The organism is Erythrobacter oryzae (genome assembly GCF_030271515.1).
Taxonomy (GTDB): domain Bacteria; phylum Pseudomonadota; class Alphaproteobacteria; order Sphingomonadales; family Sphingomonadaceae; genus Erythrobacter; species Erythrobacter oryzae.
The window spans coordinates 192,987-212,916 of record NZ_JASCXI010000001.1 but is presented as its reverse complement, the minus strand read 5'-3'; the positions used below and the strand labels follow the sequence as shown (position 1 = coordinate 212,916).

Below are 19,930 nucleotides of genomic sequence, written 5' to 3'. Positions count from 1 at the left end.
TGATGCGCCCTGCCCTTCTCGCCACGCTCGCTGCCCTCGGATGCGCAGGCACGCCGCTCCCGCTCGCCGCGCAGGCCATGCCCGAGCCCGACGCGACCGAAGTCGCCAAGACCCCCTTGCGCGATCTCAACATCGACGGGCGCGACATTCCCGAGGTGCTCGTGGCGGCGGTGGCCGATCCCTATGCGACCAAGGGGCTCGGCAAGTGCAACGCGCTGGTGAGCGCCATCGCCGAGCTCGATATGGTGCTGGGCGCGGATTACGACATTGCCGAGGATGACGGGGGCAAGCGCATCAGCGAGGGCCGCATCGGGCAGAGCGTGGTCGGCTCGGTGATCCCCTTCCGCGGCATTCTGCGCGAGGTGACGGGCGCGGCGGACAACGACCGCAAGTTGCGCGCGGCCTATACGGCGGGGATGGTGCGCCGCTCGTTCCTCAAGGGCTGGGGTCTGGGGCGCGGCTGCGCCTATCCGGCGCGGCCCAAGAAGTGAACGCCAGGGCACCTGCGAAAACAGCAGCGGGCGGGAAACAGGCTTAGCGCCCCCTTCCCGCCCGCTCCCGGGCTCCCGATCGAACCTTGAAGGCGTCAGCTCTCGCGGCCGCTGCTCCAGCGGCTGATCTGCGCATCGAGCGTGCGCAGTAGCTGCTTGCGGGTTTCCTCGGGGATGTCCTTGTTGCCCGCGATCTCGGCGCGCGCTTCCTTGAGGCCCATCACCGCCGAGGCATAGATGCGCTTCTGGCAGATGCTGACGATCTGGACGCCGCCGCGGGTGGTGGTCTCGCTCACTTCCTCGCTGCCGGGGCGGCAAGCCTGCCGCACTTCCACGCGCATCGGCGAGCCGGCGGCGCGGGCTTCGGCATTGGCGGCATCGGCCTCGGCGCGGGCTTCGGCGAGCATCCGCGGCAGTTCGGCGAGCTCGCGGTCGGCCTCGGCGAGGCTGGCGCGCAGTTCGGCCAGCATCGCGTCGCGCTCGCCCTTGTCGAGGCCCTCGACCCCCTCGAGCTCGCGCGCCATCGCCTCGCCATCAGGGCGGCCGCGGGTGACGATCTTGACGCGGCGCTCCTTGCCATCGGCATCGCGCCAGACGCGTTCGGTGACAGTGCGGTCGCCGGGCGCGTCGGAGGCGTCAAGCAGCAGGACAGACGGCGGCTCGGGCGCTTCGGGAGCCTCGGGGGCTTCGGGCGGCACGGGGGGTTCGGGGGCCTCGGGCGGCTCGGGCGCTTCGAGCACGCTCTCGGTTTCGCTGGCGGCATAGGTGATGCTCGCGGTCAGCGGCAGGGCGAGCAGCCCCGCGCCGAGCAGCGCGCGGCCGGCCATGCGGCGGCGGGGGGAAAGATCGGACATGGATAGGCTCCTCAGGCGGTGAATGATCGATTTCTCGCCGAGCACCGGACAGGCCATCGGCGCGGTCAGAGCGGCGTTGTGGGCAGTGCCGGGGGCGGCAGCGAAGCGGGCGATGAGCGCGGCATAGGCGGCCTTCTCCTGCGCGCCGCGCCGGGCCATGACCCGCGCATCGCACGCCGCCTCCTGGTCACGCCTGAGCGCGAGCCAGCCAAAGCGGCCGAGCGGGTTCCACCAGTGCAGCGCGAACAGCGGCTGGACGAGGATGTTGACGAGCAGATCCCCGCCGCGATGGTGCGCGAGTTCATGCGCCAGCGCGAGATCGCGGCCGGTGCGGTCATGGAGCGCGAGGAAGCCCGGAGGCAGAGCGATCACCGGATCGAGCACGCCCATCGCCAGCGGCGCATGGGTCGCGGGCGTCTCGACGAGGCGCACCGGCATCCCCATCAGCCCCCGCGCCCGCCCCAGCTCGCGGGCACCGGCGAGCAGGCCGTCGCGCAGGGAGAAATAGGCGGCAAAGCGCAAGGCGAGGAACAGCGCCGCCCCGCCGAGCCAGACGACCAGCAGCATCTCGACGATCGGCCAGTCGGCCAGCACGGCGAACAGGTCGAAGCCGGGCTCGGGCGCAGGGATGGGCGCGGCGGGCAGCGTGTCGGCAGGTAGCGCGGCGGCGGCGGCCTCGAGCAGCGCCGGATCGGAGACCGGCGGCGCGTCGACGATGACAGGCGCGGCGGGCGCGGGGGACTTGGGTGCCATCCACGCAGGCAGCACCACCGGCGGCACGATCAGGCGCAGCAGCGGCAGCGCCCACAGCGCATAGGCCGCCTCGGGGCCGAAATAGCGCGCAACGGGACGGCGCAGCAGCAGCACCGCAGCGATCAGCACGCCGGTCCACGCCAGCGTCTGGATAAGGATCGCGCTCATGCCCGCAGCTCCTTCAGCAGCGCCTCGATCTCGGCGAGATCATCGGCGGTGAGCGCTTCGGTCTCGGCCAGATGCGCGACCAGCGAGGCGGCGCTGCCGCCGAACAGTCGGTCGACCAGCCGGCGGCTCTCGCCCCCGACATAATCCTCGCGCGCGATCAGCGGCGAATAGAGGAAGCGGCGGCCATCGGGCTCGGCCAGCAGGGCCCCCTTCTGGACGAGGCGCGAGAGCAGGGTCTTGACCGTGGCGAGGCTCCAGTCGCGGCTCGCGCAGACATCCTCGCACACTTCCGCCGCGGTCTGGCGCGGGCGGTCCCACAGGACTTCCATCACCGCATATTCGGCATCGGTGATGCGCTCTCCGGGATGCTCTTCTGATGCAGACACGACAGCGTCTCCCTCGCTTGATGATTACATCTGTAGTCATGGCGACTACGCTTGTAAACCTTGCGCGCGGCTGAACGGGGCCCTTCCCGCCTTGCGCTTCGTCGAAGCGGCGATACACCCGGACGAATGACATGGATGCGCGCTCTTGCCCTCACCCTCGCCCTTGCCGCCGCGCCGCTGGCCGCGCGAGGCGATGACGCTTTCCTCCCCGAGACCGCTCCCGCCGACATCGGAACGGGCGACACCGGCGTCCTGACCTTCCGCGGCGGAGTCGAGATCTTCCCCGACAAGGCCGATATCGGCGGCATCTCGAGCCTCGAATGGCACGGCGACACGCTGGTCGCGATCACCGATGACGGGCGCTGGATGGAGCTTTCCATCGATCAGGTGCAGGGCCGCCTGACCGATGTCTCGGGCGTGCGCCTCGGCCCGCTCCGCGACGCGAAGGGCTCCGCAATCGACGACAAGACCCGCGGCGATGCCGAGGCGCTGACCCGCCTGCCTTCGGGCGAATGGCTGGTCGCCTTCGAACAGCAGCACCGCATCTGGCGCTATGGCGATCTCGTACGCCCGCCGAGCGGCGACTACACGGCGGCCTCCGCGCTGCTGCCCGCAAAGCCTTCCAACGACGGGATCGAGACCCTCGCCGCCTACCCCGGCGGGGTGCTCGCCTGCGGGGAGTGGACCGATCCTGCGCGCCCCAATTGCCTGCGCATCGGCGATGACGGCGCGGCCACCCCCTTCACCCTCCCCGCGCCCGAGGGCATCGCGGCCTATGGCGGCGTGCCGACCGACGCGAGCTGCAAGGGTGACGGCACCTGCTACGTCCTCTTCCGCAGCTACACCCCGAGCGACCCGCCCAAACAGCGCAGCCGCGCCGCGATCATCGCCCTCGCCCCCGACAACACCGCGACCACCCTCGCCGTGCTCGCGCCGCCGCTGGTGCTCGACAATTTCGAGGGGTTGGCGGTGCGCGAGGAGGCGGGCGCGACGGCGCTCTACCTCATCTCCGACGACAACAATGACAATTGCCGGACGCGCGAGCACGACAAATGCCAGCGCACCTATCTCTACAAATTCACGCTCCCCGGCCCGCCTGCCCCTGAGGCCGCCCCTGCCCCTGCCCCCGCAGCCAACCCGCTCGTCACCGCCCGCCCCGCGGTGCGCCCCCATCCCGAGGCGGCAAGCGTCACCGTGGTGCTCGAGACCGAGCTGGGCCCCGTCACCATCGCGCTGGAGACCGAGCGCGCGCCGGTCACCGCGGGCAATTTCCTGCGCTATGTCGACCAGAAGCGCCTCGACGGCACCACCTTCTACCGCGCGATGGCGCTGGAGGGCGAGCGCCAGCCCTCGGGTCTCGTGCAAGGCGGCACCCGCGGCGACCCCAGGCGCGTCCTCCCCAAGATCGCCCACGAGCCGACCAGCACAACCGGCCTCACCCATGCCCACGGCGCGCTGTCGATGGCGATGGGCGCGCCGGGTGACGCCGACGGCGACTTCTTCATCATGGTCGAGGACCAGAACGGCTTCGACGCCGATCCGACCGCGAGCGACCCCGCCTGGGTCGCGGGCTATGCCGTCTTCGGCTATGTCACCGAGGGCATGGACATCGTCGCGAAAATCCTCGCCGCCCCGCGCGATCCGGAGGCGGGCGACGGGGTGATGAAGGGGCAGATGCTGGAGCCGAAGATCAAAATCCTCTCGGCGCGGCGGGTGGAGCCGAAGCCTTAAAGCACCAGCTGCGTCTGGATCACCACCGCAACCTGCTTGCCCTCGCCAGTGTCGATGGTGGTCTGCCACACCGACATCCGTTTGCCCGTCTTGAGCGGCACGCTGCGGCCCTTCACGAGGCTCCCGACCGGCGCGGCGCCGAGAAAATTGGTCTTGCTCTCGATCGTGGTGGTGCCCTTCGCGCCCTCGGGCAGGCAGGCGACCGCGCCCACCGCGCCCAATGCATCGGCGAAGGCCATGATCGCCCCGCCATGCATGATCCCGCCTGCGGTGCACAGGTCCTCGCGCACGGTGATCTCGCCCTCGACGCCTTGGGCCGAGGCGGCGGTGACGGTCACGCCCATCAGCTTCGAGAAGGGCATGGCATCGGCAGGGTTCATCGCGTCGTCTCCTCAGGCGGTGCAAGGCCCGCGATCTGCAACACCTCGGCGGCGAAGGCCGCGTCGCTGCGCATCTTCAGCATTCCGGCGCGCTGCAAGCCGATCGCGCCGTGGGCGAGCATCCACACCCGCATCACCTCGCGCCGCCGGGTGTCGTCATCCGCGCCCGGCGTCGCGAGCGCATCGAGCGCCACGGCGATCACCCGGTCGACTGCCGCGCGCAAGGCGGGAACGGCGTTGATCTGCGCGTGATGCCGCCCGGTCATCACCGCATAGAGCCCGGGCTGTTCGAGCGCGAAGCGGACATAGTCGGCAAGGAACCCCGCCGGATCGGGCGCGGGCGCAAGGCGCTCGGCAAGTTGCTGGAAGCCGCGTGCAGCCAAGGCCGCCAGCAATGCCTCGCGGTCGGCAAAGTGGTTGTAGAGCGCGCGGTGCGCGACCCCCAGCTTCTCGGCGAGCGTGCGCAGCGAGAAGCCCGCCGCAGGGTCCTCGGCCACCAGCGCTTCGGCCGCATCGAGCGCGGCTGCCGCAAGATCGCCATGATGGTAGGCCACACGCCGGGTCATCCGCTCCGGTTAGACGCTCACGCCGCCTTGGCCAAGGCCGAGAGGTGCCAGTCGACGCTCATCCGCGCGACTTCGCGGCCTTCGGCGTCCTCCATGGTGATGGTGACGGGGAAGCGCACCTTGCCTTCGCCGTCGAGCGCGGCGAACAGCGCCGCCTTCTCGCCATCGACGTTGGCGCGCGCGGTGATCGTGCCCTTGGCGGGCCGCGCATAGGCGATGGTCGAGCCCGCCGCGACCGGGCGCAGCGCGGCGAGGCGTTCGAGGAACATCCCCGCCATCGCCGCGCCCGAGGCGGCTTCCGCCAGCGTGAACAGCGCGCCGGCGTGCATCGTGGCGATGTGGTTCGAGGTGTTGTGACTCTGTGCGAGCGTGGCGGTGGCGCGGCCCTCGGCGATCTCCTCGAGCGTGACGCCGACATAGGCGGCGAAGGGGACGACGGCGGAAAGCTGGGCCTTGAGGGCATCGAAGGGGGTCATAGGGAATCGCCTCGCTGGGGTTATGTATCCACTGGATACATTGAGTCCGCGCAAGGTCAAGCGGAGCGGTCAGGCGGTCGGACTTCGCGTGCCCACCCCCGACCGCTGTGGCTGCGCCACGCCTGCGGCTCTCCGCAAGCGGGAGGGGAGAAGCATTTTCCTACAGCTTCGCGCTTTGCTAATGCTCGCGAAGCTGCTCTTTGGACTTGGTAAAACACCCCCGCGCACACCCCACCGGAGCGGAAGGAATTTGCGCCCCTGGACAGTGTCGCATGTGTCTCCAACACGGGCCGGAAGCGCCCGTCGAGCGGCGCGCTCTACTCGGCGAAGGCCGGGCGGCCGACCGGCTTCGAGGCCTCGCGCGGCATCCCCGCCTCGATCACCGGCAGCCAGGCGCGCGCGTTCATGCCCACATTGACCTGCGGCAGCGAGGCGAGGAACCGGGCCTTGGCCTCCCACTCGGCGACCGAGCGGCCAGCAGTGCGCGCGGCCTCCTCGAGCCCGACCGGCTGGCGCAGCGCGCGGTTGACGAGCGCGTCGCCGAAGAAGGTCCAGTCGTTCTCGGCAAGGCACCCGAAGGAGCTTCGCGTGCTGGCGGCAGCGGTGAGGATCGCGGTGTCGGGGCTCGCCAGCACCGGCACGAAGACGCCCGAGTAGCAGGCCGAGAGGATCAGCACCCGCCGCTTGATCCCCGCCTCGGACAGCGCCTCCTTGAGGCCCTTGGGGCTGAGGATGCCGTAGCCGACATCGCCCCAGTGATAGGCAAGGCCCAAGTCGTTGCCGTGGCTGGTGGTGTAGAGGACGAGCACATCCTCCTTGCTGTCCATCACGCTGCCAAGGTGGGCGATGGCAAGGCGGAGCGCGCTGATCGAGCCGTGCGGGGCATCGTCGCGCGTGCCGTCAGGCCCGGCGAGGGTCAGCGTGCGGCCCTGTGCTCCGTAGCGCGCGGAGAGCACCCTGGCCGCCTCGCGCGCCTCGCGGGCGAAGACCGGGTCGCTGTCGAGCGCGACGCTGAGGACATAGGCGTCGGGCGTGCCGGGGCGCTGGGGCTGGAGCGCGGCAAGGGCAGCCTCGAGGCGCGCGGCCTGCGCGCGCATCTCGGCGGCGCTGAGCCCGCGGCGCAGTTCGGGCGAGGCCTCGTAGCTCTGCCGCCGCTCGGCCATGGTCTGGCCGCTGCCGAGATCGGGAAACGGCGCGGTGTGCGGCGGGGGCTGGTTGGGGTTCGGCGGTGTCGGGGCGGAGGACTGCGAGAGCGCAGGGAAGGCGGCAAGCGCCGCCACAAGTCCCGCGATGATCTGGCCCCTGTTCATCGAGACCCAAGCTGCCCGCACGACTCCGGCCCGTCAAGCCGCTGCGTCAGACGAGCCGCGCGCGCTGGTCGGGGGTGAGCAGCTGGCAGGCCTCGGCGGTCTTGCCGAACCAGCGGTAGCGGTTGCGGGCGACAAGGTCGTAGGCCCAGTCGCGCAAGGGCCGGGGGATGATCCGGAAGACGAGCGTGAGCCGCCACCACCCGCCGAGGACGCGGGCGACCTCGAAATAGCCGTCGGACCTGGTGAAGGCGCGGCCACCCGAGACGAAGACATAGGTCGCGTTCCAGTCGATCCCGAAGTGGCCACACAGCTGCTGGCCGAGGGGGCCTTGCGCGGGGGTGAAGGCGATCTTGCCGGCGCGGTCGTGCTTCATGATGAAGGAGACCCCGCCCGAGCATAGCACGCAGACATGGTCGAAGATGAAAAGCGGGCGCGGGTCGCCCCAGTCGGGGAGTTCCGGTTCGATCATGCGGAGGTCTCTGTAACATCGAAGTCGGCAAAGGCAGCGCGGAAATCGGACAGGCTGACGATATCGAGGCAGGGCCGCGCGCCGGGATCGTAGCGGTGTCCGGCGGCCATGGCGCGGGCGATAAGGATGACGGGGATGCAGGGAATGAACGGCCCATGCCCCGAGCGCGCGACGATCCAGTGGCGGCGGGTGGCGGGAGCGCCGTCCGCCCCCTCGCCCGCGATGGTCATGAAGAACCCGCTGGTGCCGGTGCCGAGCCAGTTGAACAGGCTGGCGATGCGGACAAGCTGGGGCGCGAAGCGGTCGAGCCTCGGGAGCAGGCCGCGCTGCGTCAGCCAGCCCATCAGCGCCGTGCCGAAATGCATCGGGAGGATCGCGTGGCCGGCCCAGAAGGTGTGCTCCTCAAGCCCCGGATAGCGCGCGGCAAAGAGGTCGAGATCGGGCGCATTGGCCCGCCCGAACCAGCGCGCGCCGATGCCGGGAATGTGCACGCGGCGCTGGTCGCCCCAGCCGGTGACTTGGGTCATCCGCCCGCCGATGCGCTGGCTAAAGCGCTGGCCGACAAAGGACAGCACCGCCGCCACCGTCCCCGCCCCCGCGTTGGACTGCTCCGCGCCGCTGATGCCGTAGTCGAGCACGCGGATCGTGTGCATCTCCTCCAGCGCTGCGTCGGCATAGGCGGCGGTCAGCGCGGGGATCGAGCTCGCCCCCGCGATCACCGCGACGCCTGCGGCCTTGGCCTTGTGGTCGAGCATCCCGATCCCCGTGACGAAATCCCGCGCGTCGGCAATGTCGCAATAATGCGCCCCGCAGGCGATCGCGGCCTCGGCGACGGCGTAGCTCTGGCCGTTATAGGGCCCGACCATGTTGATGACGAGATCGGGCCGGAGCGCCGCCAATGCCTCGGGCGGGCCGGCCAAGTCGTAGGCGCCGGCCTCGGCGGGGTTGGCCGCGTCCAAGGCCGCAGCCGCCGCCCGCGCCTTCTCCAGCGAACGCCCGGCAAGGATCAGCCGGATCGCCGGATCGCCCGCAAGGCTGCGCGCCACGTGCTGGCCGAAATTGCCATAGCCGCCGATGATCGCGACCCGCAGCGGCGCGCGCGCCTCAGCCACGCCCCCTCCCCCGCCGCGCGCGCCATTGGGCAAGGTCGAGCGCCATCTTCGCCGGGCGGAAACCGCGCCCCGTGATCAGCCGCTTGAAGTCGGGCCAGTTGTCGAAATGCTGGAGCTGGCGGTGATAGTAATTCACATATTCCGCCACCGCGAGCGCCGCCGCGGCCAGCACTGCCCAGCGGTCGCTCGCGGTGCTGCCCAGGAGCGGCAAGGCGAAGCCAGCCACCGCCAGAACGAGAGCCAGCAGGGTAAGCACCAGCAGCGGCCGGTCCCAGCGATCGGCGAGCGCCAGCGCGCTATTCAGCGCCTCGCCCTCCCCCCGTAAGGCATGGAGCTTGCCGCGCCAGTAGAGCCCGCCCACCACCAGGAGCCCGCACACCGGCAGCAATGCGACAAGCGTCGGCCAGCCCAGCCCGTCGCCGAAGCGCCAGGCAAAGATGGCGAAGGCCAGCGGAACCAGCGCGGCATTGCCGACCTCGACCTGCCAATACCAGGTGAGCCGCTTGATGACGGGCCCATCGGCCGGCATCAGCTGAGTATTCCGGCAGGAATCGAGGAGGACATGCGCACGGCGCGAAGCTGCCTGCGGACGGGGAGCGGGTCAACCGGGATAGGGTGATGCCCGGGGCTTTGCGACATTACCAGAATCTGGTATCTTACCATCCATGGGAAAGAACACCTCGATCTCGCTCGGCGACCATTACGAAGCCTATGCCCGTCGCAAGGTGGAATCGGGCGAATTCGCCACGATCAGCGAAGTGATCCGCGACGCCCTGCGCCGCGCGGAGGAGCGGGAGAAGCGCATTGCGGCGCTTGATGCCGCGCTTGAAGAGGGATTGAATAGCGGCCCCGCCGAAGAGTTCGACTTCGACGATTTTCTTCGCGAGATGCACGCTACCTACAAAGCTGACTGATGCGCCTTGTCGTGCGTCCCTCGGTGCGGCGAGACCTCGCGCTGATCTGGACCGATACGGCGAACAGGTGGGGAATCGATCAAGCGGACGCTTACGTCGCGGCGATCAACGCCCGTTTCGGCGGAATTGCCGATTTCCCTTCCAGCTACCCTGAATATCGCAGCAAGCGCGCCGCCTTCCGCAAGGCTGCCAGCGGTGAACATCTGATCTTCTATGTCGTCACAGCTGACAGGGTGGAGGTCGTCCGCGTGCTCCACAATCGGATGGATGTGGACGAGATGCTGGGCTGATCCGCAGAGCAAAACGAAAGGCCCGATCCTTCCCAGGACCGGGCCTTGGCTGTCACGAATTGCTCCGAAGGATCAATAAACCCGCGCCTTGGGCTCGATATACTTGATGTCGTCCGTCAGCGTGTACTCGTGCACCGGACGGTAATCGAGGCGGATGTTGCTGCCGCGACCGCCCCAGCCGTCGAACCAGGCGATGGTGTGCTTCATCCATTCCTTGTCGTTACGCTCGGGGTAGTCCTCGTGCGCGTGGGCGCCGCGGCTTTCCTTGCGGTTGGCGGCGGAGGCGATGGTCACATTGGCCTGCGCCATGAGGTTGTCGAGCTCGAGCGTTTCGATCAGGTCCGAGTTCCAGATCAGCGACTTGTCGGTGACGTGGATGTCCTCCATCCGCTTGTTCTGCTCGGCGAGCTTGGCGACGCCCTCGTCCATCAGCTTCTGGTCGCGGAACACGGCGCAGTGCTTCTGCATCGCCTTCTGCATTTCCGCACGGATCTGCGCGGTGGGCGAGCCGCCCTGCGCATAGCGGAAGTGGTCGAGCCGGGTCAGGGCGAAGTCCGCGCTGTCGGCGGGGAGTTCGGCCTGCTTGGCATTGGGCTTTAGGTTGTCGCGCAGGTGGTGGCCGGTCGCGCGGCCGAACACCACGAGGTCGATCAGCGAGTTCGAGCCGAGGCGGTTCGCCCCGTGCACCGAAACGCAGGCCGCCTCGCCCACGGCGTAGAGGCCGGGGATGACGGTGTCCGGGTTGCCGTCCGGCCCCAAAGTCACGACCTGCCCGTGATAGTTACACGGGATGCCGCCCATGTTGTAATGCACCGTCGGGGTGACGGGCAGCGGCTGCTTGGTGAGGTCGACGCCGGCGAAGATCTTGCCGCTCTCGGTGATCCCCGGCAGGCGCTCGGCGAGCACCTTGGGGTCGATGTGGTTGAGGTGGAGGTAGATGTGATCGCCCTCCGGCCCCACGCCGCGGCCCTCGCGCATTTCCAGCGCCATCGAGCGGCTGACGACGTCACGGGACGCCAAGTCCTTCGCGGAAGGGGCATAGCGCTCCATGAAACGCTCGCCCTCGGAGTTGGTGAGGTAGCCGCCCTCGCCGCGTGCGCCTTCGGTGATGAGCACGCCCGCGCCGTAGATGCCGGTCGGGTGGAACTGGACGAACTCCATGTCCTGCAAGGGCAGCCCGGCGCGCAGCACCATCCCGCCGCCGTCGCCGGTGCAGGTGTGGGCGCTGGTTGCGGTGTAGTAGCAGCGCCCGTAGCCGCCGGTCGCCAGCACGACGGACTGCGCGCGGAAGCGGTGGATCTTGCCGTCGTCGAGGCACATCGCCATCACGCCGACGCACTGCTTCACCCCGTCGCGCTCGGACATGATGAGGTCGAGCGCGAAGTATTCGATGAAGAAGTCCGCGTCATACTTCAGGCTCTGCTGGTAGAGCGCGTGGAGCATCGCGTGGCCGGTTCGGTCGGCCGCGGCGCAGGTGCGCTGCACCGGCGGGCCGGCGCCCATGTTCTGCATGTGCCCGCCGAAGGGGCGCTGGTAGATCGTCCCGTCCTCGTTGCGGCTGAAGGGCACGCCCGCGTGCTCCAATTCATAGACCGCCGCCGGGGCCTCGCGCGCGAGATATTCGATCGCGTCCTGGTCGCCCAGCCAGTCCGACCCCTTGACGGTGTCGTACATGTGCCAGGTCCAGTGATCGGGCGAATTGTTGCCGAGCGAGGCGGCGATCCCCCCCTGCGCGGCCACGGTGTGCGAGCGCGTCGGGAAGACCTTGGAGATGTTCGCGGTGCGCAGGCCAGCCTCGGCCGCGCCCATCGTCGCGCGCAGGCCCGATCCGCCCGCGCCGACCACCACCACGTCATAGGTGTGATCGACGATCGTGTAGGCGCCCTTCAGATGCGCTCCGCCGACGTCATTCGCGGTGCCCTTGGGTGCTGCGGTGGCCATTACGCCTTACCTCCGAAAACAAGCGCGGCGACGCTGAAAATCCCGAAGGCGCCCCCGCCGATGGTTGCAAGATTGAGCAGCGCGATCGCGCCGAACTTGAGGCCTGCCTCGTGAACATAGTCCTCGATCAGCACCTGAAGGCCGAGCCGCGCGTGCCAGAACAGGCTGACGACCAGCAGGATCATCGCGGTCGCGTTGATCGGGTGGCTCAGCCACTTGGTGACATTGGCGTGGCCGAAGTCGCCCAGCAGCGCGAGACTGACCAGCAGCCAGGTCATCAGCACGAGATTGCCGATCGCGGTGAAGCGCTGGAGCAGCCAGTGATGCGGCCCCTCATGCGCGGCGCCCAGGCCCCGCACGCGGCCGATGGAAGTTCCGTTACCCATGTGCCTTACCCCCTCAGCCCAGCAGGATCACGGCCCAGAAGGCCGCAGTCAGCAGGATCGCGATCACCGGCGAGGCAATCGACCACATGCGGTTGGTGTCGAGCTCGTAACCCGCGCCGATATCGAGCACGAAGTGGCGAAGGCCGCTCATCATGTGCGTGAAGAAGGCCCAGCTGAGCCCCACCAGCACCAGATAGCCGATCGGCGAGCCCATCGCCCACTGGAAGGTCGCATAGGATTCCGGCCCGCTCGCCAGCGATCCCAGCCACCACAGCAGGACGCCGAGGCCCACCAGCGCCATGCCGTCGCCGGTCGCGCGGTGGAGGATCGATACGAGCATGTGCGGCCCCCAGCGCCAGATCTCGAGGTGGGGCGATAGCGGTCTTTGGTTCATGGTGATCCCGTCTGTCCCATAATTCGGCTTTCCCACTTAGCGCCGCTGACGCGCGAGGCAAGCGGCGAGCAGTGGACATGGCTTGCAAAGTTTCGGATAGCGGATTGCATGGGACACATTCTGGTAACCGGATCAAGCCGCGGAATTGGCAGGGCGGCGCTCGAGGCGCTGGCGGCAAGGGGCGCGAAGGTCATCGGCCACGCCTCGCGCGCGCCTGCCCTGGCGGGAGAGACGCCGATCATCGCCGCCGATTTCGGCAATCCCCTCGCCGCGCAATCGCTGTGGGAAGCCGCGCTCGAGGTCGCGGGAGGCGAGATCGATGCGGTGGTCAACAATGCCGGGCGCTTCGAAGCCAACCGGCTCGACCGCTCGGACATCGAATGGCTCGATGCCTGGGAGGACACGATGCGCGTGAACCTCACCAGCGCGGCGCAATTGTCGCGGTTCGCTGTGCTGCACTGGCAGGAGCGCGGGTTTGCCGGACGGCTGGTGCACGTCGCGAGCCGCGCGGCATACCGCGGCGATTCCCCCGCGCACTGGCATTACGCGGCGGCCAAGAGCGGGATGATCGGGATGCACAAGACCATCGCGCGAGCCTATGCCAAGGACGGCATCCTGAGCTTTGCGGTGACCCCGGGCTTCACCGATACCTCGATGGCGGGCGACTATCTGGCGAGCCGCGGCGGGCCGGGGCTGCTGGCCGACATCCCATTGGGCCGGGTGGCTACGCCCGAGGAAATCGCGGCGATCATCGCCTTCTGCGCCCTCGACGCGCCCCCCAGCATGACCGGCGCGGTCATCGACGCCAATGGAGCAAGCTTTGTACGTTGAACTCATCGCCCTTGCGCTGTCCGGCGGGCACGCGGTCGCCGCCCCGGCAGAGCGGCAACAACAGGCCGCCGAGCCGCAGCAAGCTCTGGCGATCGTCGCAGAGCCGCGGATCGTGAAGCCGGAAGACTGGTCGCGGGCCTGCAAGGACGGGGACGATTGGGACAAACCCGGCCCGCCCTTCAAGGTTTACGGCAACACCTATTATGTCGGCACCTGCGGCATCACGATCCTGTTTGTCGCGGGCGAGAACGGCACCGTCCTGATCGACACCGGCACGGAAAAGGGCATCTGGCTTGCATTGGAGAACGTGGCGCGGATCGGGCACGACCCCACGCGGATCGGTCTGCTGCTCTACAGCCACGAGCATTTCGACCATGTCGGCGGAATGGCAGCAGCGCAGAATTACACCCTCGCGCCGATGCTGGCATCTCCCGAAGCCGCCGAGGTCTTGCGCACTGGCAAGGACAATCCGCGCGATCCCCAGGCGGGGATGCACGAACCGATGCGCCCTGCCACTAACATCATTGCCATCGAACCGGGCCGCCCGGTCACCTTCGGTGGGATCGCCTTCACTCCCATCAGCACCCCCGGCCACACGCCCGGCGCGCTCAGCTGGCAGTGGGAGGCTTGCGAGAGGGACGTGTGCAAGACCATCGTCTATGCCGACAGCCTTTCGCCGATCAGCAGCGACACCTACCGGTTTTCCGATAATCCGGAGTACGTCGCCGCCTATCGCGCCGGGCTCGCCAAGTTGGGTGCGCTCGAGTGCGACATCCTGCTTACCCCCCATCCTTCCGCGAGCGAAATGATCACACGGGCGCGCAACGGGACACTCGAAGGCGGAATGACCTGCGCGCAATATGCTGACAGCAAGATCAAGGCACTCGATGAACGCCTCGCCAAGGAAGCGGCGGGCAAGTGACCACCACCTGGAAACTCACCGCCCACGCCCCCAAGCCGGTCGTGCAGGCGGCGCTGCTGGCGCATGATGAAATCGACGATTGGGACTTCGAGCTCGTCATCGCCGGGCGCGAGGTGGCCGAGGACAAGCCCGACGACTGGGTGCTCGAAGGCTGGTATCCGAGGAAGCCCGGCCCGGCCGAGAAAGCCGCGCTCGCCGGGCTGTTCGAGGGCACGCCGCCGAAGATCACCGTCGAGGAACTCGCGCCGCAGGACTGGGTGACGCTCAGCCAGCACAACGCGCCCCCGATCCGCGCCGGGCGCTTCCACGTCCACACGCCCGAATACCCCGCCGATCCCGAGCTGATCGACTTCGTCATCCCCGCCTCTCAGGCCTTCGGCACCGGCCAGCACAAGACCACCGCCGGGTGCCTCGAGATGCTGGGCCACATGAAAGCGAGCGGCGTCGTGGCGAGGAATGTCGCCGACATCGGCACCGGCACCGGCCTGCTCGGTTTTGCGGCGCTGGCGCTGTGGCCGCAGGCATTGTGCACCCTCACCGACATCGACCCGGTCTGCACCGGCGTGGTCGAGGAGAACGCGCGGCTCAACGCCGTGCCGCTGGGCGCCGGACACGGCGAGGCGGTGATGATCGTCGCCGACGGGATGGACGATCCCCTCCTGCAAGTGCGCGGGCCCTATGATCTGCTGATCGCCAACATCCTCGCCGGGCCCCTGGTGAGCCTCGCGCCCGACTTCGCCAAGGCCGTGCCGCCGGGCGGGAGCCTGCTGCTCGCAGGCCTGCTGGCGGGCGAGCAGGAGGCTGCGGTCAAGCGCGCCATGCATCGCGCCGGCTTCCGCATGGCCGCGCGCCTGCAACGCGGCGACTGGGCGATCCTGTGGCTGCGGCGCCGACGGGTGCGCTGACCCGATGATCGAGCGGCTCGACATCGCGGTCCGCCTGCTCGCCTGCGGGGCGAGCCTGCTGCTGGTGCTCCTGCTGCTGACCGGCGAGATGCGGCGCGGCCTGAAGCTTCCTCTGGCCGGCCTGCTGGTCGGGCTGATCGGATACCTACTCAATACTGCGGGAGGCGTCTTCGGCCTGCCCGGCCCGCTGCCGGTGAGCGACTTCCTGTCGATCTTCACCCCCTATTTCATCTGGCTTTTCGCCTTGCGCGTGTTCGAACGCGAGCCGCCGCGGCTGGCGGTGAGCGGGGTTCCGGCCCTGCTCGCGGCCGCCTGGGTGACCGGGTGGCTGATTGTGCCGCACCTGCGGGTCGGCTTCTACCTCATCCACATCATCGGGCTGCTGCTCGTCGCCGACCTGTTCCGCATTGCCCTGCTTGGACGCGACGACGATCTGGTCGAGCAGCGCCGCACCTTCCGCCTGTGGCTGCCGCTGCTGATCGGCGCGCAGACCGGGGGCATTCTGGCGTGGGATCTCGTCGCCGGGCGGGCGAGCGGCGGCGCGGCGTTTCCGGCGGTCTCGCTCGTCAATGGCATCCTGATCCTCGCCCTGACCCTGTTCGCGGGCAAGACCCTGCTGCGCACCGAGCCCGAACTGCTGCTCGAGACCGAGCGCGAGGCCCAGCCCGCCGGGGGCGCAGACGCAGCCGGATCAGGCTCGCCCGGCGCCGCGCTCTCGCCCAGCGAGATCGTGCTGAGGGACAAGCTCGAGGCCGCCATGAACGAGGGCATCTACCGCACCCCCGGCCTCACCATCGCCGGGCTCGCCGAGCGCCTCGGCACCCCCGAGCACCGCTTGCGGGCGCTGATCAACCGGCGGATGGGGCACCGCAACTTCTCGGCCTACCTCAACCGCTACCGCATCAACGAGGCGCGCGCGCTGCTGGCGGATCGCGCGAAGGTCGACCTGCCGGTGCTCACCATCGCGATGGACCTCGGCTACAATTCGCTCCCGCCCTTCAACCGCGCCTTCCGCGCCGAGACCGGGCAGACCCCCACCGATTACCGCCGCGCCGCGATCGGTCGGAACTGAAAAAGCGAGGGCGATTTCGGAATCCTTCGGCTTTTTCCGCCAGCGACGAGCCTTTGCCGGTGAGGCAAGCCATGTCATAAGCCTTCGCTGACAAAGGCTTCTCCCCCATGCTGACCCCCGCCGACCCCGCCACGCTCGACTATGCCATGACCCGCGTGGCCGACCACTTCATCTTCGGGATCTATTTCGATCTCAGCCGCTACCTGATCGCGGCGGGCGTGCTGACGGCGCTGCTGCTGGTCTTCCGCGGCTTTGCCGAGAGCCGCCGCATCCAGCAGGGGCGCCGCGCGATCCGCGCCGACTACATCCGCGAGCTGCTCTCCTCGATGCGCACCGTGGTGGTCTATGCCGTCGTCACCCTCGCGATTCTGGTCGGGCACGAGACCGGGGTGATCCTGCTCTCGATCAAGGATGCGCCGCTGTGGACGATCGCCTGGCAGTTCGTGCTGATCGTGCTCGCGCATGACGCGTGGTTCTACTGGGCCCACCGCGCGATGCACTCGAAGCGGCTGTTCCGCGCCACCCACCTTCACCACCACAAGTCGCGCACGCCCACGCCGTGGACCGCCTACAGCTTCACCATGACCGAGGCGGTGATCGAGGTCGCCTTCGTGCCGGTGTTCCTGTTCCTCACCAGCCAGCTCGGCATCGCCTATGCGGGCTATGCGATCCTGTTCTTCATCTGGCACCAGATGATCCGCAACGTAATGGCGCATGCGGGGAGCGAGCTGTTCCCGGCCGGCTGGGTCGACAATCCGTGGACGGACTGGATCGCGACCACCACGCACCACGACCTGCACCATTCCTCGGGCCACAATTTCGGCTTCTACTTCACCTGGTGGGACCGCTGGATGGGCACCGAGCACCCGCGCTACCGCGAGGCGTTCCGCGAGGTGACCGAGCGGCGCCGCGCGGCGGAGCCTGTCGCCGAGCCTGCGGAATAGGCCCTACTCCGCCCGTTCGACCGTGTAGTCGATCGGCTTGAAGCTCCCCCCGTTCGAGGCATAGGCCGAGCACGCGGTGAGGCCGATGACGAGGTCCATCTCCGCACGCAGCCGGATGAAATCGCCTGCGCGGGTTTCGGGTGGGAGCACCGCCAGCTTGCCGTCCTGCGCGAAGGTCACGTTCATGAAGACGTTGAAGGCGCAAGGGATCATGTCGGGCGTCACGCCATGCGGCGCGAGCGCCTCGGCAAGGTTGCCGAAGCAGCCGCGGTGGACGGGCTTGTCGGGATAGAAATGCCGGAAGGTCTCCTCCGAGCACGGCGTAAGCAGGAAGTCATGCGCGGGCGCGGTGTCCTCGAGGATCGTCAGCATCACCCGCGAGCGGTTCGACCACAGCCGCGCGCCCGTGGTGAGGCGCAGCGTCTCCTCGTAATCGAAGGTCCGCCCGTTGGAGATGATCTCGCCCGGATCGCCGTCGGCCACGGCGATCAGATCGCTGACCTGACCGCCCTCGGGGTCGATCACCGTCAGGATGTCGCCCTTGGCAAGCCGCAGCGCGGTGCCGCTGCGCGGGGGGATGCGATCCGTCATGCGTTCGTGCCGGGGCGGAAGAAGGGGCAGGACCAGCCATCCTCGACCTCGCGCCCGCTGTACTGGCGCGCCTCGCTCACCTCGCCGTGGCGCGCCAGCATCGGGTTGGGCTCGCCGTCGAATGCCTCGTCGCGGGCGAGGATGACCTCGCGCATCCGCTCGTAGCGATCCTCGGCGCGCAGCTTCTCGAACTGGTTGTGGAGGTTGAAGACGATCGCCGGGAACGGCAGCCGCCGCGCGCGGCGCGAGGCATTGGGGTGGAGGCCGACCGCGAAATAGGCGCGCCCGCCGAAGCTCAGCGCGAAATGCGGGTCTTGCGGGTCCGTGCTGAAGCCGGGATCGGGGGCGAAGCCGCGTTCGGCGTCCTCGGCGCTGATGCTCGACAGGCGCGCCCACAGCGCGGCCTCGAACGCAGGTTCGTCGAGGTCGCGCGGGCCGTGGTAGACGACGGTGAGGCTGCGGAAATCGGCCTCGTTGGTGGCGGGCATCCGGCTCCAGCGGGCGAGCGCGCGCTGGATGCGGGCATCGTCGGCAGGGCTGGTGATGTCGCCGGCGGTCTCGATCCTGAGGCCGCTCTGCGCGAGGGCGGCCTTGGCGCCGACGCAGGGGAAATCGGTGCGGGCGATAAGGCCGCGCAAGGACTCCTCGAGCTCCTCATCAAGGTGCGGCTCGCCGCAGCCGCGCAGGGCGCAGAGGTGGGCGTGGGGGCCGGGGCGGAAGGCGGTGTCGCTGGTTTGCATAGCGCCAACGCCCTAGGCGAGGAGGCAATCTGCGTCCCTAACCTGCATCGCTACACCGCTATGGCAAACATGGCATCCATCCGGCTCCGGCTTCCGCTGGCCGTTCACAGCGCAGCGCGGCGTGCCTCCAGCCACAACCGCTCGGCGCGCGGGGGGCCAAGCGCGAGCGCGGCATCGAGCGCCGCGCGGGCCTCCTCGGGGCGGCCACATCGCGCCAGCAAATCGGCGCGCGCGACGTGCCACGGACGGACGAGCGCGAGCCGCTCGGCAGGAAGCGCGTCGAGCGCCGCCAGCCCGGCTTCGGGCCCCTGCACCTGCGCCAGCGCCAGCGCGCGGCTGAGCGCCACCATCGGCGAGGGCCGCAGCACCATGAGCACATCATACAGCCGCAGCACCGCGCTCCAATCGACCACCCCGTCGAAGGCGCGGCGCGTGTGGGTGAGCTGGATCGCGGCCATCACCTGATAAGGCCCCGAGCGCCCGATCCGCTGCGCGCGATCCATCAGCAATTGCGCATATTCGATCCGCGAATAGCTCCAGCGCGCGACGTCCTGCTGCGAGAGCGGCACCATCGCGCCCTCTCCGTCCAGCCGCGCGCCCTTGCGCGAGCGCGCCAGCAGCACCAGCGCGGCGAGGCCCAGTGCCTCGGGCTCCTGCGGCAGCAGTTCGGCGACCAGCAGCGCGAGGTGCTCGACCTCCGCGCCAAGGTCCTCGCCCAGATCCGCCGATAGCTCGCCGCCCGCATCGGCATAGGCGGCGGTGAAGGCGAGCTCCAAGGCCAGCAGCACCGCCCCCAGCCGCTCGGGCCATGCCTTGCGCGGCGGGAGCTCGAAGGCGATCCCCGCCTCGCGCACCTTGGCCTTGGCGCGGGTGATGCGCTGGAACATGGTGGGTTCGCTCACCACGAAGAGCTGCGCAATGCGATCGACCGGCAGCCCGCAGATGACCTTCAGCGCCAGCGCCGCGCGCACCTCGGCCCCGAGCGCCGGGTGGCAGCAGATGAACAGCAGACGCAGCCGCTCATCGGGGATCGGGTCAGGGAGTTGCAGGATGTCGGCCATGTCGGACACCTGAGCGAGCGCCTCGGTGCTGCGCACCTCGGCGGCCTGTTTGCGAATGGCATCGAGCGCGCGGCGCTTGCCCGCGACGAACAGCCATGCGGCATAATCGTCCGGCGGTTCGGCCAGCGAGAGGCAGCGTTCAGCAGCGCCCGCAAAGGCCTCTTCCGCCGCATCGAGATCGCGCAATTGGGCGGCAAGCGCGGCCACCACCCGGGGCCGCGCCGCCATGATCGCCAGCGCTCG

The 19,930-nt window shown here is 69.1% G+C and carries 24 protein-coding genes; 9 read left to right on the top strand and 15 right to left on the bottom strand.

The genetic code is table 11. From position 1 onward, the window contains the following. Nucleotides 1-2: 2 nt before the first annotated feature. Entirely contained in the window at nt 3-491 is a 489-nt protein-coding gene (locus PFX90_RS01080) for a hypothetical protein (protein ID WP_285709545.1), read from the top strand. A gap of 95 nt (nt 492-586) precedes the next feature. On the opposite strand, the gene PFX90_RS01075 is transcribed toward PFX90_RS01080, so the two are convergent. Continuing rightward, on the bottom strand, nt 587-2,266 hold the full coding sequence (locus PFX90_RS01075) for a M56 family metallopeptidase (RefSeq protein WP_285709541.1): 1,680 nt from the start codon (nt 2,264-2,266) through the stop codon (nt 587-589). After that, nucleotides 2,263-2,652, bottom strand: a complete 390-nt coding sequence (locus PFX90_RS01070; protein ID WP_285709538.1) for a BlaI/MecI/CopY family transcriptional regulator — start codon at nt 2,650-2,652, stop codon at nt 2,263-2,265. The genes PFX90_RS01075 and PFX90_RS01070 overlap by 4 nt, the downstream gene beginning before the upstream one ends. Nucleotides 2,653-2,778: 126 nt before the next feature. Here PFX90_RS01070 and PFX90_RS01065 point away from each other — a divergent pair, with 126 nt between their 5' ends. Beyond that, on the top strand, nt 2,779-4,383 hold the full coding sequence (locus PFX90_RS01065; RefSeq protein ID WP_285709535.1) for an esterase-like activity of phytase family protein: 1,605 nt from the start codon (nt 2,779-2,781) through the stop codon (nt 4,381-4,383). Here the strand turns inward: PFX90_RS01065 and PFX90_RS01060 are convergent. The 7 genes from PFX90_RS01060 to PFX90_RS01030 form a co-directional block, all read right to left on the bottom strand. After that, complete coding sequence (locus PFX90_RS01060; protein ID WP_285709532.1) at nt 4,380-4,763, bottom strand: PaaI family thioesterase; 384 nt, start codon at nt 4,761-4,763, stop codon at nt 4,380-4,382. The two genes, PFX90_RS01065 and PFX90_RS01060, sit on opposite strands and share 4 nt — an antisense overlap. Then, nucleotides 4,760-5,329, bottom strand: a complete 570-nt coding sequence (locus tag PFX90_RS01055) for a TetR-like C-terminal domain-containing protein (RefSeq protein WP_285709530.1) — start codon at nt 5,327-5,329, stop codon at nt 4,760-4,762. Before PFX90_RS01055 ends, PFX90_RS01060 begins: the two co-directional genes overlap by 4 nt. 17 nt (nt 5,330-5,346) lie before the next feature. Then, nucleotides 5,347-5,805 carry a YiiD C-terminal domain-containing protein gene (locus PFX90_RS01050; RefSeq protein WP_285709527.1) on the bottom strand — a complete coding sequence of 153 codons (459 nt, stop codon included), beginning with the start codon at nt 5,803-5,805 and terminating at the stop codon, nt 5,347-5,349. 317 nt (nt 5,806-6,122) lie between these two features. Next, entirely contained in the window at nt 6,123-7,115 is a 993-nt protein-coding gene (locus tag PFX90_RS01045) for a C13 family peptidase (RefSeq protein ID WP_285709525.1), read from the bottom strand. Nucleotides 7,116-7,161: 46 nt separating this feature from the next. Beyond that, nucleotides 7,162-7,584 (bottom strand): thiol-disulfide oxidoreductase DCC family protein, encoded by a 423-nt coding sequence (locus PFX90_RS01040; RefSeq protein WP_285709523.1) that lies wholly within the window; start codon nt 7,582-7,584, stop codon nt 7,162-7,164. Beyond that, nucleotides 7,581-8,696, bottom strand: coding sequence for a saccharopine dehydrogenase NADP-binding domain-containing protein (locus PFX90_RS01035; protein ID WP_285709520.1), 1,116 nt, complete (start codon nt 8,694-8,696; stop codon nt 7,581-7,583). Before PFX90_RS01035 ends, PFX90_RS01040 begins: the two co-directional genes overlap by 4 nt. After that, nucleotides 8,689-9,225, bottom strand: coding sequence for a hypothetical protein (locus PFX90_RS01030; RefSeq protein WP_285709516.1), 537 nt, complete (start codon nt 9,223-9,225; stop codon nt 8,689-8,691). Before PFX90_RS01030 ends, PFX90_RS01035 begins: the two co-directional genes overlap by 8 nt. Before the next feature lie 136 nt (nt 9,226-9,361). On the opposite strand from PFX90_RS01030, the gene PFX90_RS01025 reads away from it, so the two are divergent. Together PFX90_RS01025 and PFX90_RS01020 are read left to right on the top strand one after the other, a co-directional pair. Next, on the top strand, nt 9,362-9,610 hold the full coding sequence (locus tag PFX90_RS01025; protein WP_285709514.1) for a type II toxin-antitoxin system ParD family antitoxin: 249 nt from the start codon (nt 9,362-9,364) through the stop codon (nt 9,608-9,610). Next, a complete protein-coding gene (locus PFX90_RS01020; RefSeq protein WP_285709512.1) occupies nt 9,610-9,900 on the top strand; it encodes a type II toxin-antitoxin system RelE/ParE family toxin in 291 nt (96 codons plus the stop codon). Before PFX90_RS01025 ends, PFX90_RS01020 begins: the two co-directional genes overlap by 1 nt. 72 nt (nt 9,901-9,972) lie before the next feature. Here the strand turns inward: PFX90_RS01020 and sdhA are convergent, their stop codons facing one another. Genes sdhA through sdhC form a run of 3 tightly spaced genes read right to left on the bottom strand, consistent with a single transcriptional unit; the run spans nt 9,973 to nt 12,621 of the window. Further along, nucleotides 9,973-11,841, bottom strand: a complete 1,869-nt coding sequence (sdhA, locus tag PFX90_RS01015) for a succinate dehydrogenase flavoprotein subunit (RefSeq protein ID WP_285709511.1) — start codon at nt 11,839-11,841, stop codon at nt 9,973-9,975. Then, nucleotides 11,841-12,227 (bottom strand): succinate dehydrogenase, hydrophobic membrane anchor protein, encoded by a 387-nt coding sequence (gene sdhD / locus PFX90_RS01010; protein WP_285709509.1) that lies wholly within the window; start codon nt 12,225-12,227, stop codon nt 11,841-11,843. The genes sdhA and sdhD overlap by 1 nt, the downstream gene beginning before the upstream one ends. 13 nt (nt 12,228-12,240) lie before the next feature. Beyond that, the gene (gene sdhC, locus PFX90_RS01005) at nt 12,241-12,621 is read right to left on the bottom strand and encodes a succinate dehydrogenase, cytochrome b556 subunit (RefSeq protein ID WP_285709507.1); all 381 of its coding nucleotides are present in this window, start codon (nt 12,619-12,621) and stop codon (nt 12,241-12,243) included. Nucleotides 12,622-12,729: 108 nt separating this feature from the next. On the opposite strand from sdhC, the gene PFX90_RS01000 reads away from it, so the two are divergent. The 5 genes from PFX90_RS01000 (at nt 12,730) to PFX90_RS00980 (ending at nt 17,295) form a co-directional block, all read left to right on the top strand. Further along, nucleotides 12,730-13,452 (top strand): SDR family NAD(P)-dependent oxidoreductase, encoded by a 723-nt coding sequence (locus PFX90_RS01000; RefSeq protein WP_285709505.1) that lies wholly within the window; start codon nt 12,730-12,732, stop codon nt 13,450-13,452. Further along, complete coding sequence (locus tag PFX90_RS00995; RefSeq protein WP_285709503.1) at nt 13,442-14,374, top strand: MBL fold metallo-hydrolase; 933 nt, start codon at nt 13,442-13,444, stop codon at nt 14,372-14,374. Before PFX90_RS01000 ends, PFX90_RS00995 begins: the two co-directional genes overlap by 11 nt. After that, nucleotides 14,371-15,279 (top strand): 50S ribosomal protein L11 methyltransferase, encoded by a 909-nt coding sequence (locus tag PFX90_RS00990; protein ID WP_285709500.1) that lies wholly within the window; start codon nt 14,371-14,373, stop codon nt 15,277-15,279. Before PFX90_RS00995 ends, PFX90_RS00990 begins: the two co-directional genes overlap by 4 nt. Nucleotides 15,280-15,283: 4 nt before the next feature. Beyond that, nucleotides 15,284-16,351, top strand: a complete 1,068-nt coding sequence (locus tag PFX90_RS00985; RefSeq protein WP_285709497.1) for an AraC family transcriptional regulator — start codon at nt 15,284-15,286, stop codon at nt 16,349-16,351. 107 nt (nt 16,352-16,458) lie between these two features. Then, a complete protein-coding gene (locus PFX90_RS00980; protein WP_285709494.1) occupies nt 16,459-17,295 on the top strand; it encodes a sterol desaturase family protein in 837 nt (278 codons plus the stop codon). 3 nt (nt 17,296-17,298) lie between these two features. Here the strand turns inward: PFX90_RS00980 and PFX90_RS00975 are convergent, their stop codons facing one another. The 3 genes from PFX90_RS00975 to PFX90_RS00965 all read right to left on the bottom strand — a co-directional run bounded on the left by PFX90_RS00975 (nt 17,299) and on the right by PFX90_RS00965 (nt 19,915). After that, a complete protein-coding gene (locus tag PFX90_RS00975; protein WP_285709491.1) occupies nt 17,299-17,886 on the bottom strand; it encodes an urea carboxylase-associated family protein in 588 nt (195 codons plus the stop codon). Next, the gene (gene gntA / locus PFX90_RS00970) at nt 17,883-18,626 is read right to left on the bottom strand and encodes a guanitoxin biosynthesis heme-dependent pre-guanitoxin N-hydroxylase GntA (RefSeq protein ID WP_285709487.1); all 744 of its coding nucleotides are present in this window, start codon (nt 18,624-18,626) and stop codon (nt 17,883-17,885) included. Before gntA ends, PFX90_RS00975 begins: the two co-directional genes overlap by 4 nt. 104 nt (nt 18,627-18,730) lie before the next feature. Continuing rightward, a complete protein-coding gene (locus PFX90_RS00965; protein ID WP_285709484.1) occupies nt 18,731-19,915 on the bottom strand; it encodes an RNA polymerase sigma factor in 1,185 nt (394 codons plus the stop codon). Nucleotides 19,916-19,930: the final 15 nt, after the last annotated feature.

Bases quoted from the DNA above. Each gene is read 5' to 3' on its own strand.
- PFX90_RS01060 (WP_285709532.1), bottom strand. From the start codon at position 4,763: ATGAACCCTGCCGATGCCATGCCCTTCTCGAAGCTGATGGGCGTGACC.
- PFX90_RS01075 (WP_285709541.1), bottom strand. From the start codon at position 2,266: ATGAGCGCGATCCTTATCCAGACGCTGGCGTGGACCGGCGTGCTGATC.
- PFX90_RS01020 (WP_285709512.1), top strand. From the start codon at position 9,610: ATGCGCCTTGTCGTGCGTCCCTCGGTGCGGCGAGACCTCGCGCTGATC.
- PFX90_RS01065 (WP_285709535.1), top strand. From the start codon at position 2,779: ATGACATGGATGCGCGCTCTTGCCCTCACCCTCGCCCTTGCCGCCGCG.
- sdhC (WP_285709507.1), bottom strand. From the start codon at position 12,621: ATGAACCAAAGACCGCTATCGCCCCACCTCGAGATCTGGCGCTGGGGG.
- PFX90_RS01040 (WP_285709523.1), bottom strand. From the start codon at position 7,584: ATGATCGAACCGGAACTCCCCGACTGGGGCGACCCGCGCCCGCTTTTC.
- PFX90_RS01080 (WP_285709545.1), top strand. From the start codon at position 3: ATGCGCCCTGCCCTTCTCGCCACGCTCGCTGCCCTCGGATGCGCAGGC.
- PFX90_RS00975 (WP_285709491.1), bottom strand. From the start codon at position 17,886: ATGACGGATCGCATCCCCCCGCGCAGCGGCACCGCGCTGCGGCTTGCC.
- gntA (WP_285709487.1), bottom strand. From the start codon at position 18,626: ATGCAAACCAGCGACACCGCCTTCCGCCCCGGCCCCCACGCCCACCTC.
- PFX90_RS00980 (WP_285709494.1), top strand. From the start codon at position 16,459: ATGCTGACCCCCGCCGACCCCGCCACGCTCGACTATGCCATGACCCGC.
- PFX90_RS00965 (WP_285709484.1), bottom strand. From the start codon at position 19,915: ATGGCGGCGCGGCCCCGGGTGGTGGCCGCGCTTGCCGCCCAATTGCGC.
- PFX90_RS00985 (WP_285709497.1), top strand. From the start codon at position 15,284: ATGATCGAGCGGCTCGACATCGCGGTCCGCCTGCTCGCCTGCGGGGCG.
- PFX90_RS01030 (WP_285709516.1), bottom strand. From the start codon at position 9,225: ATGCCGGCCGATGGGCCCGTCATCAAGCGGCTCACCTGGTATTGGCAG.
- PFX90_RS01025 (WP_285709514.1), top strand. From the start codon at position 9,362: ATGGGAAAGAACACCTCGATCTCGCTCGGCGACCATTACGAAGCCTAT.
- sdhD (WP_285709509.1), bottom strand. From the start codon at position 12,227: ATGGGTAACGGAACTTCCATCGGCCGCGTGCGGGGCCTGGGCGCCGCG.
- sdhA (WP_285709511.1), bottom strand. From the start codon at position 11,841: ATGGCCACCGCAGCACCCAAGGGCACCGCGAATGACGTCGGCGGAGCG.
- PFX90_RS01000 (WP_285709505.1), top strand. From the start codon at position 12,730: ATGGGACACATTCTGGTAACCGGATCAAGCCGCGGAATTGGCAGGGCG.
- PFX90_RS01045 (WP_285709525.1), bottom strand. From the start codon at position 7,115: ATGAACAGGGGCCAGATCATCGCGGGACTTGTGGCGGCGCTTGCCGCC.
- PFX90_RS01050 (WP_285709527.1), bottom strand. From the start codon at position 5,805: ATGACCCCCTTCGATGCCCTCAAGGCCCAGCTTTCCGCCGTCGTCCCC.
- PFX90_RS01055 (WP_285709530.1), bottom strand. From the start codon at position 5,329: ATGACCCGGCGTGTGGCCTACCATCATGGCGATCTTGCGGCAGCCGCG.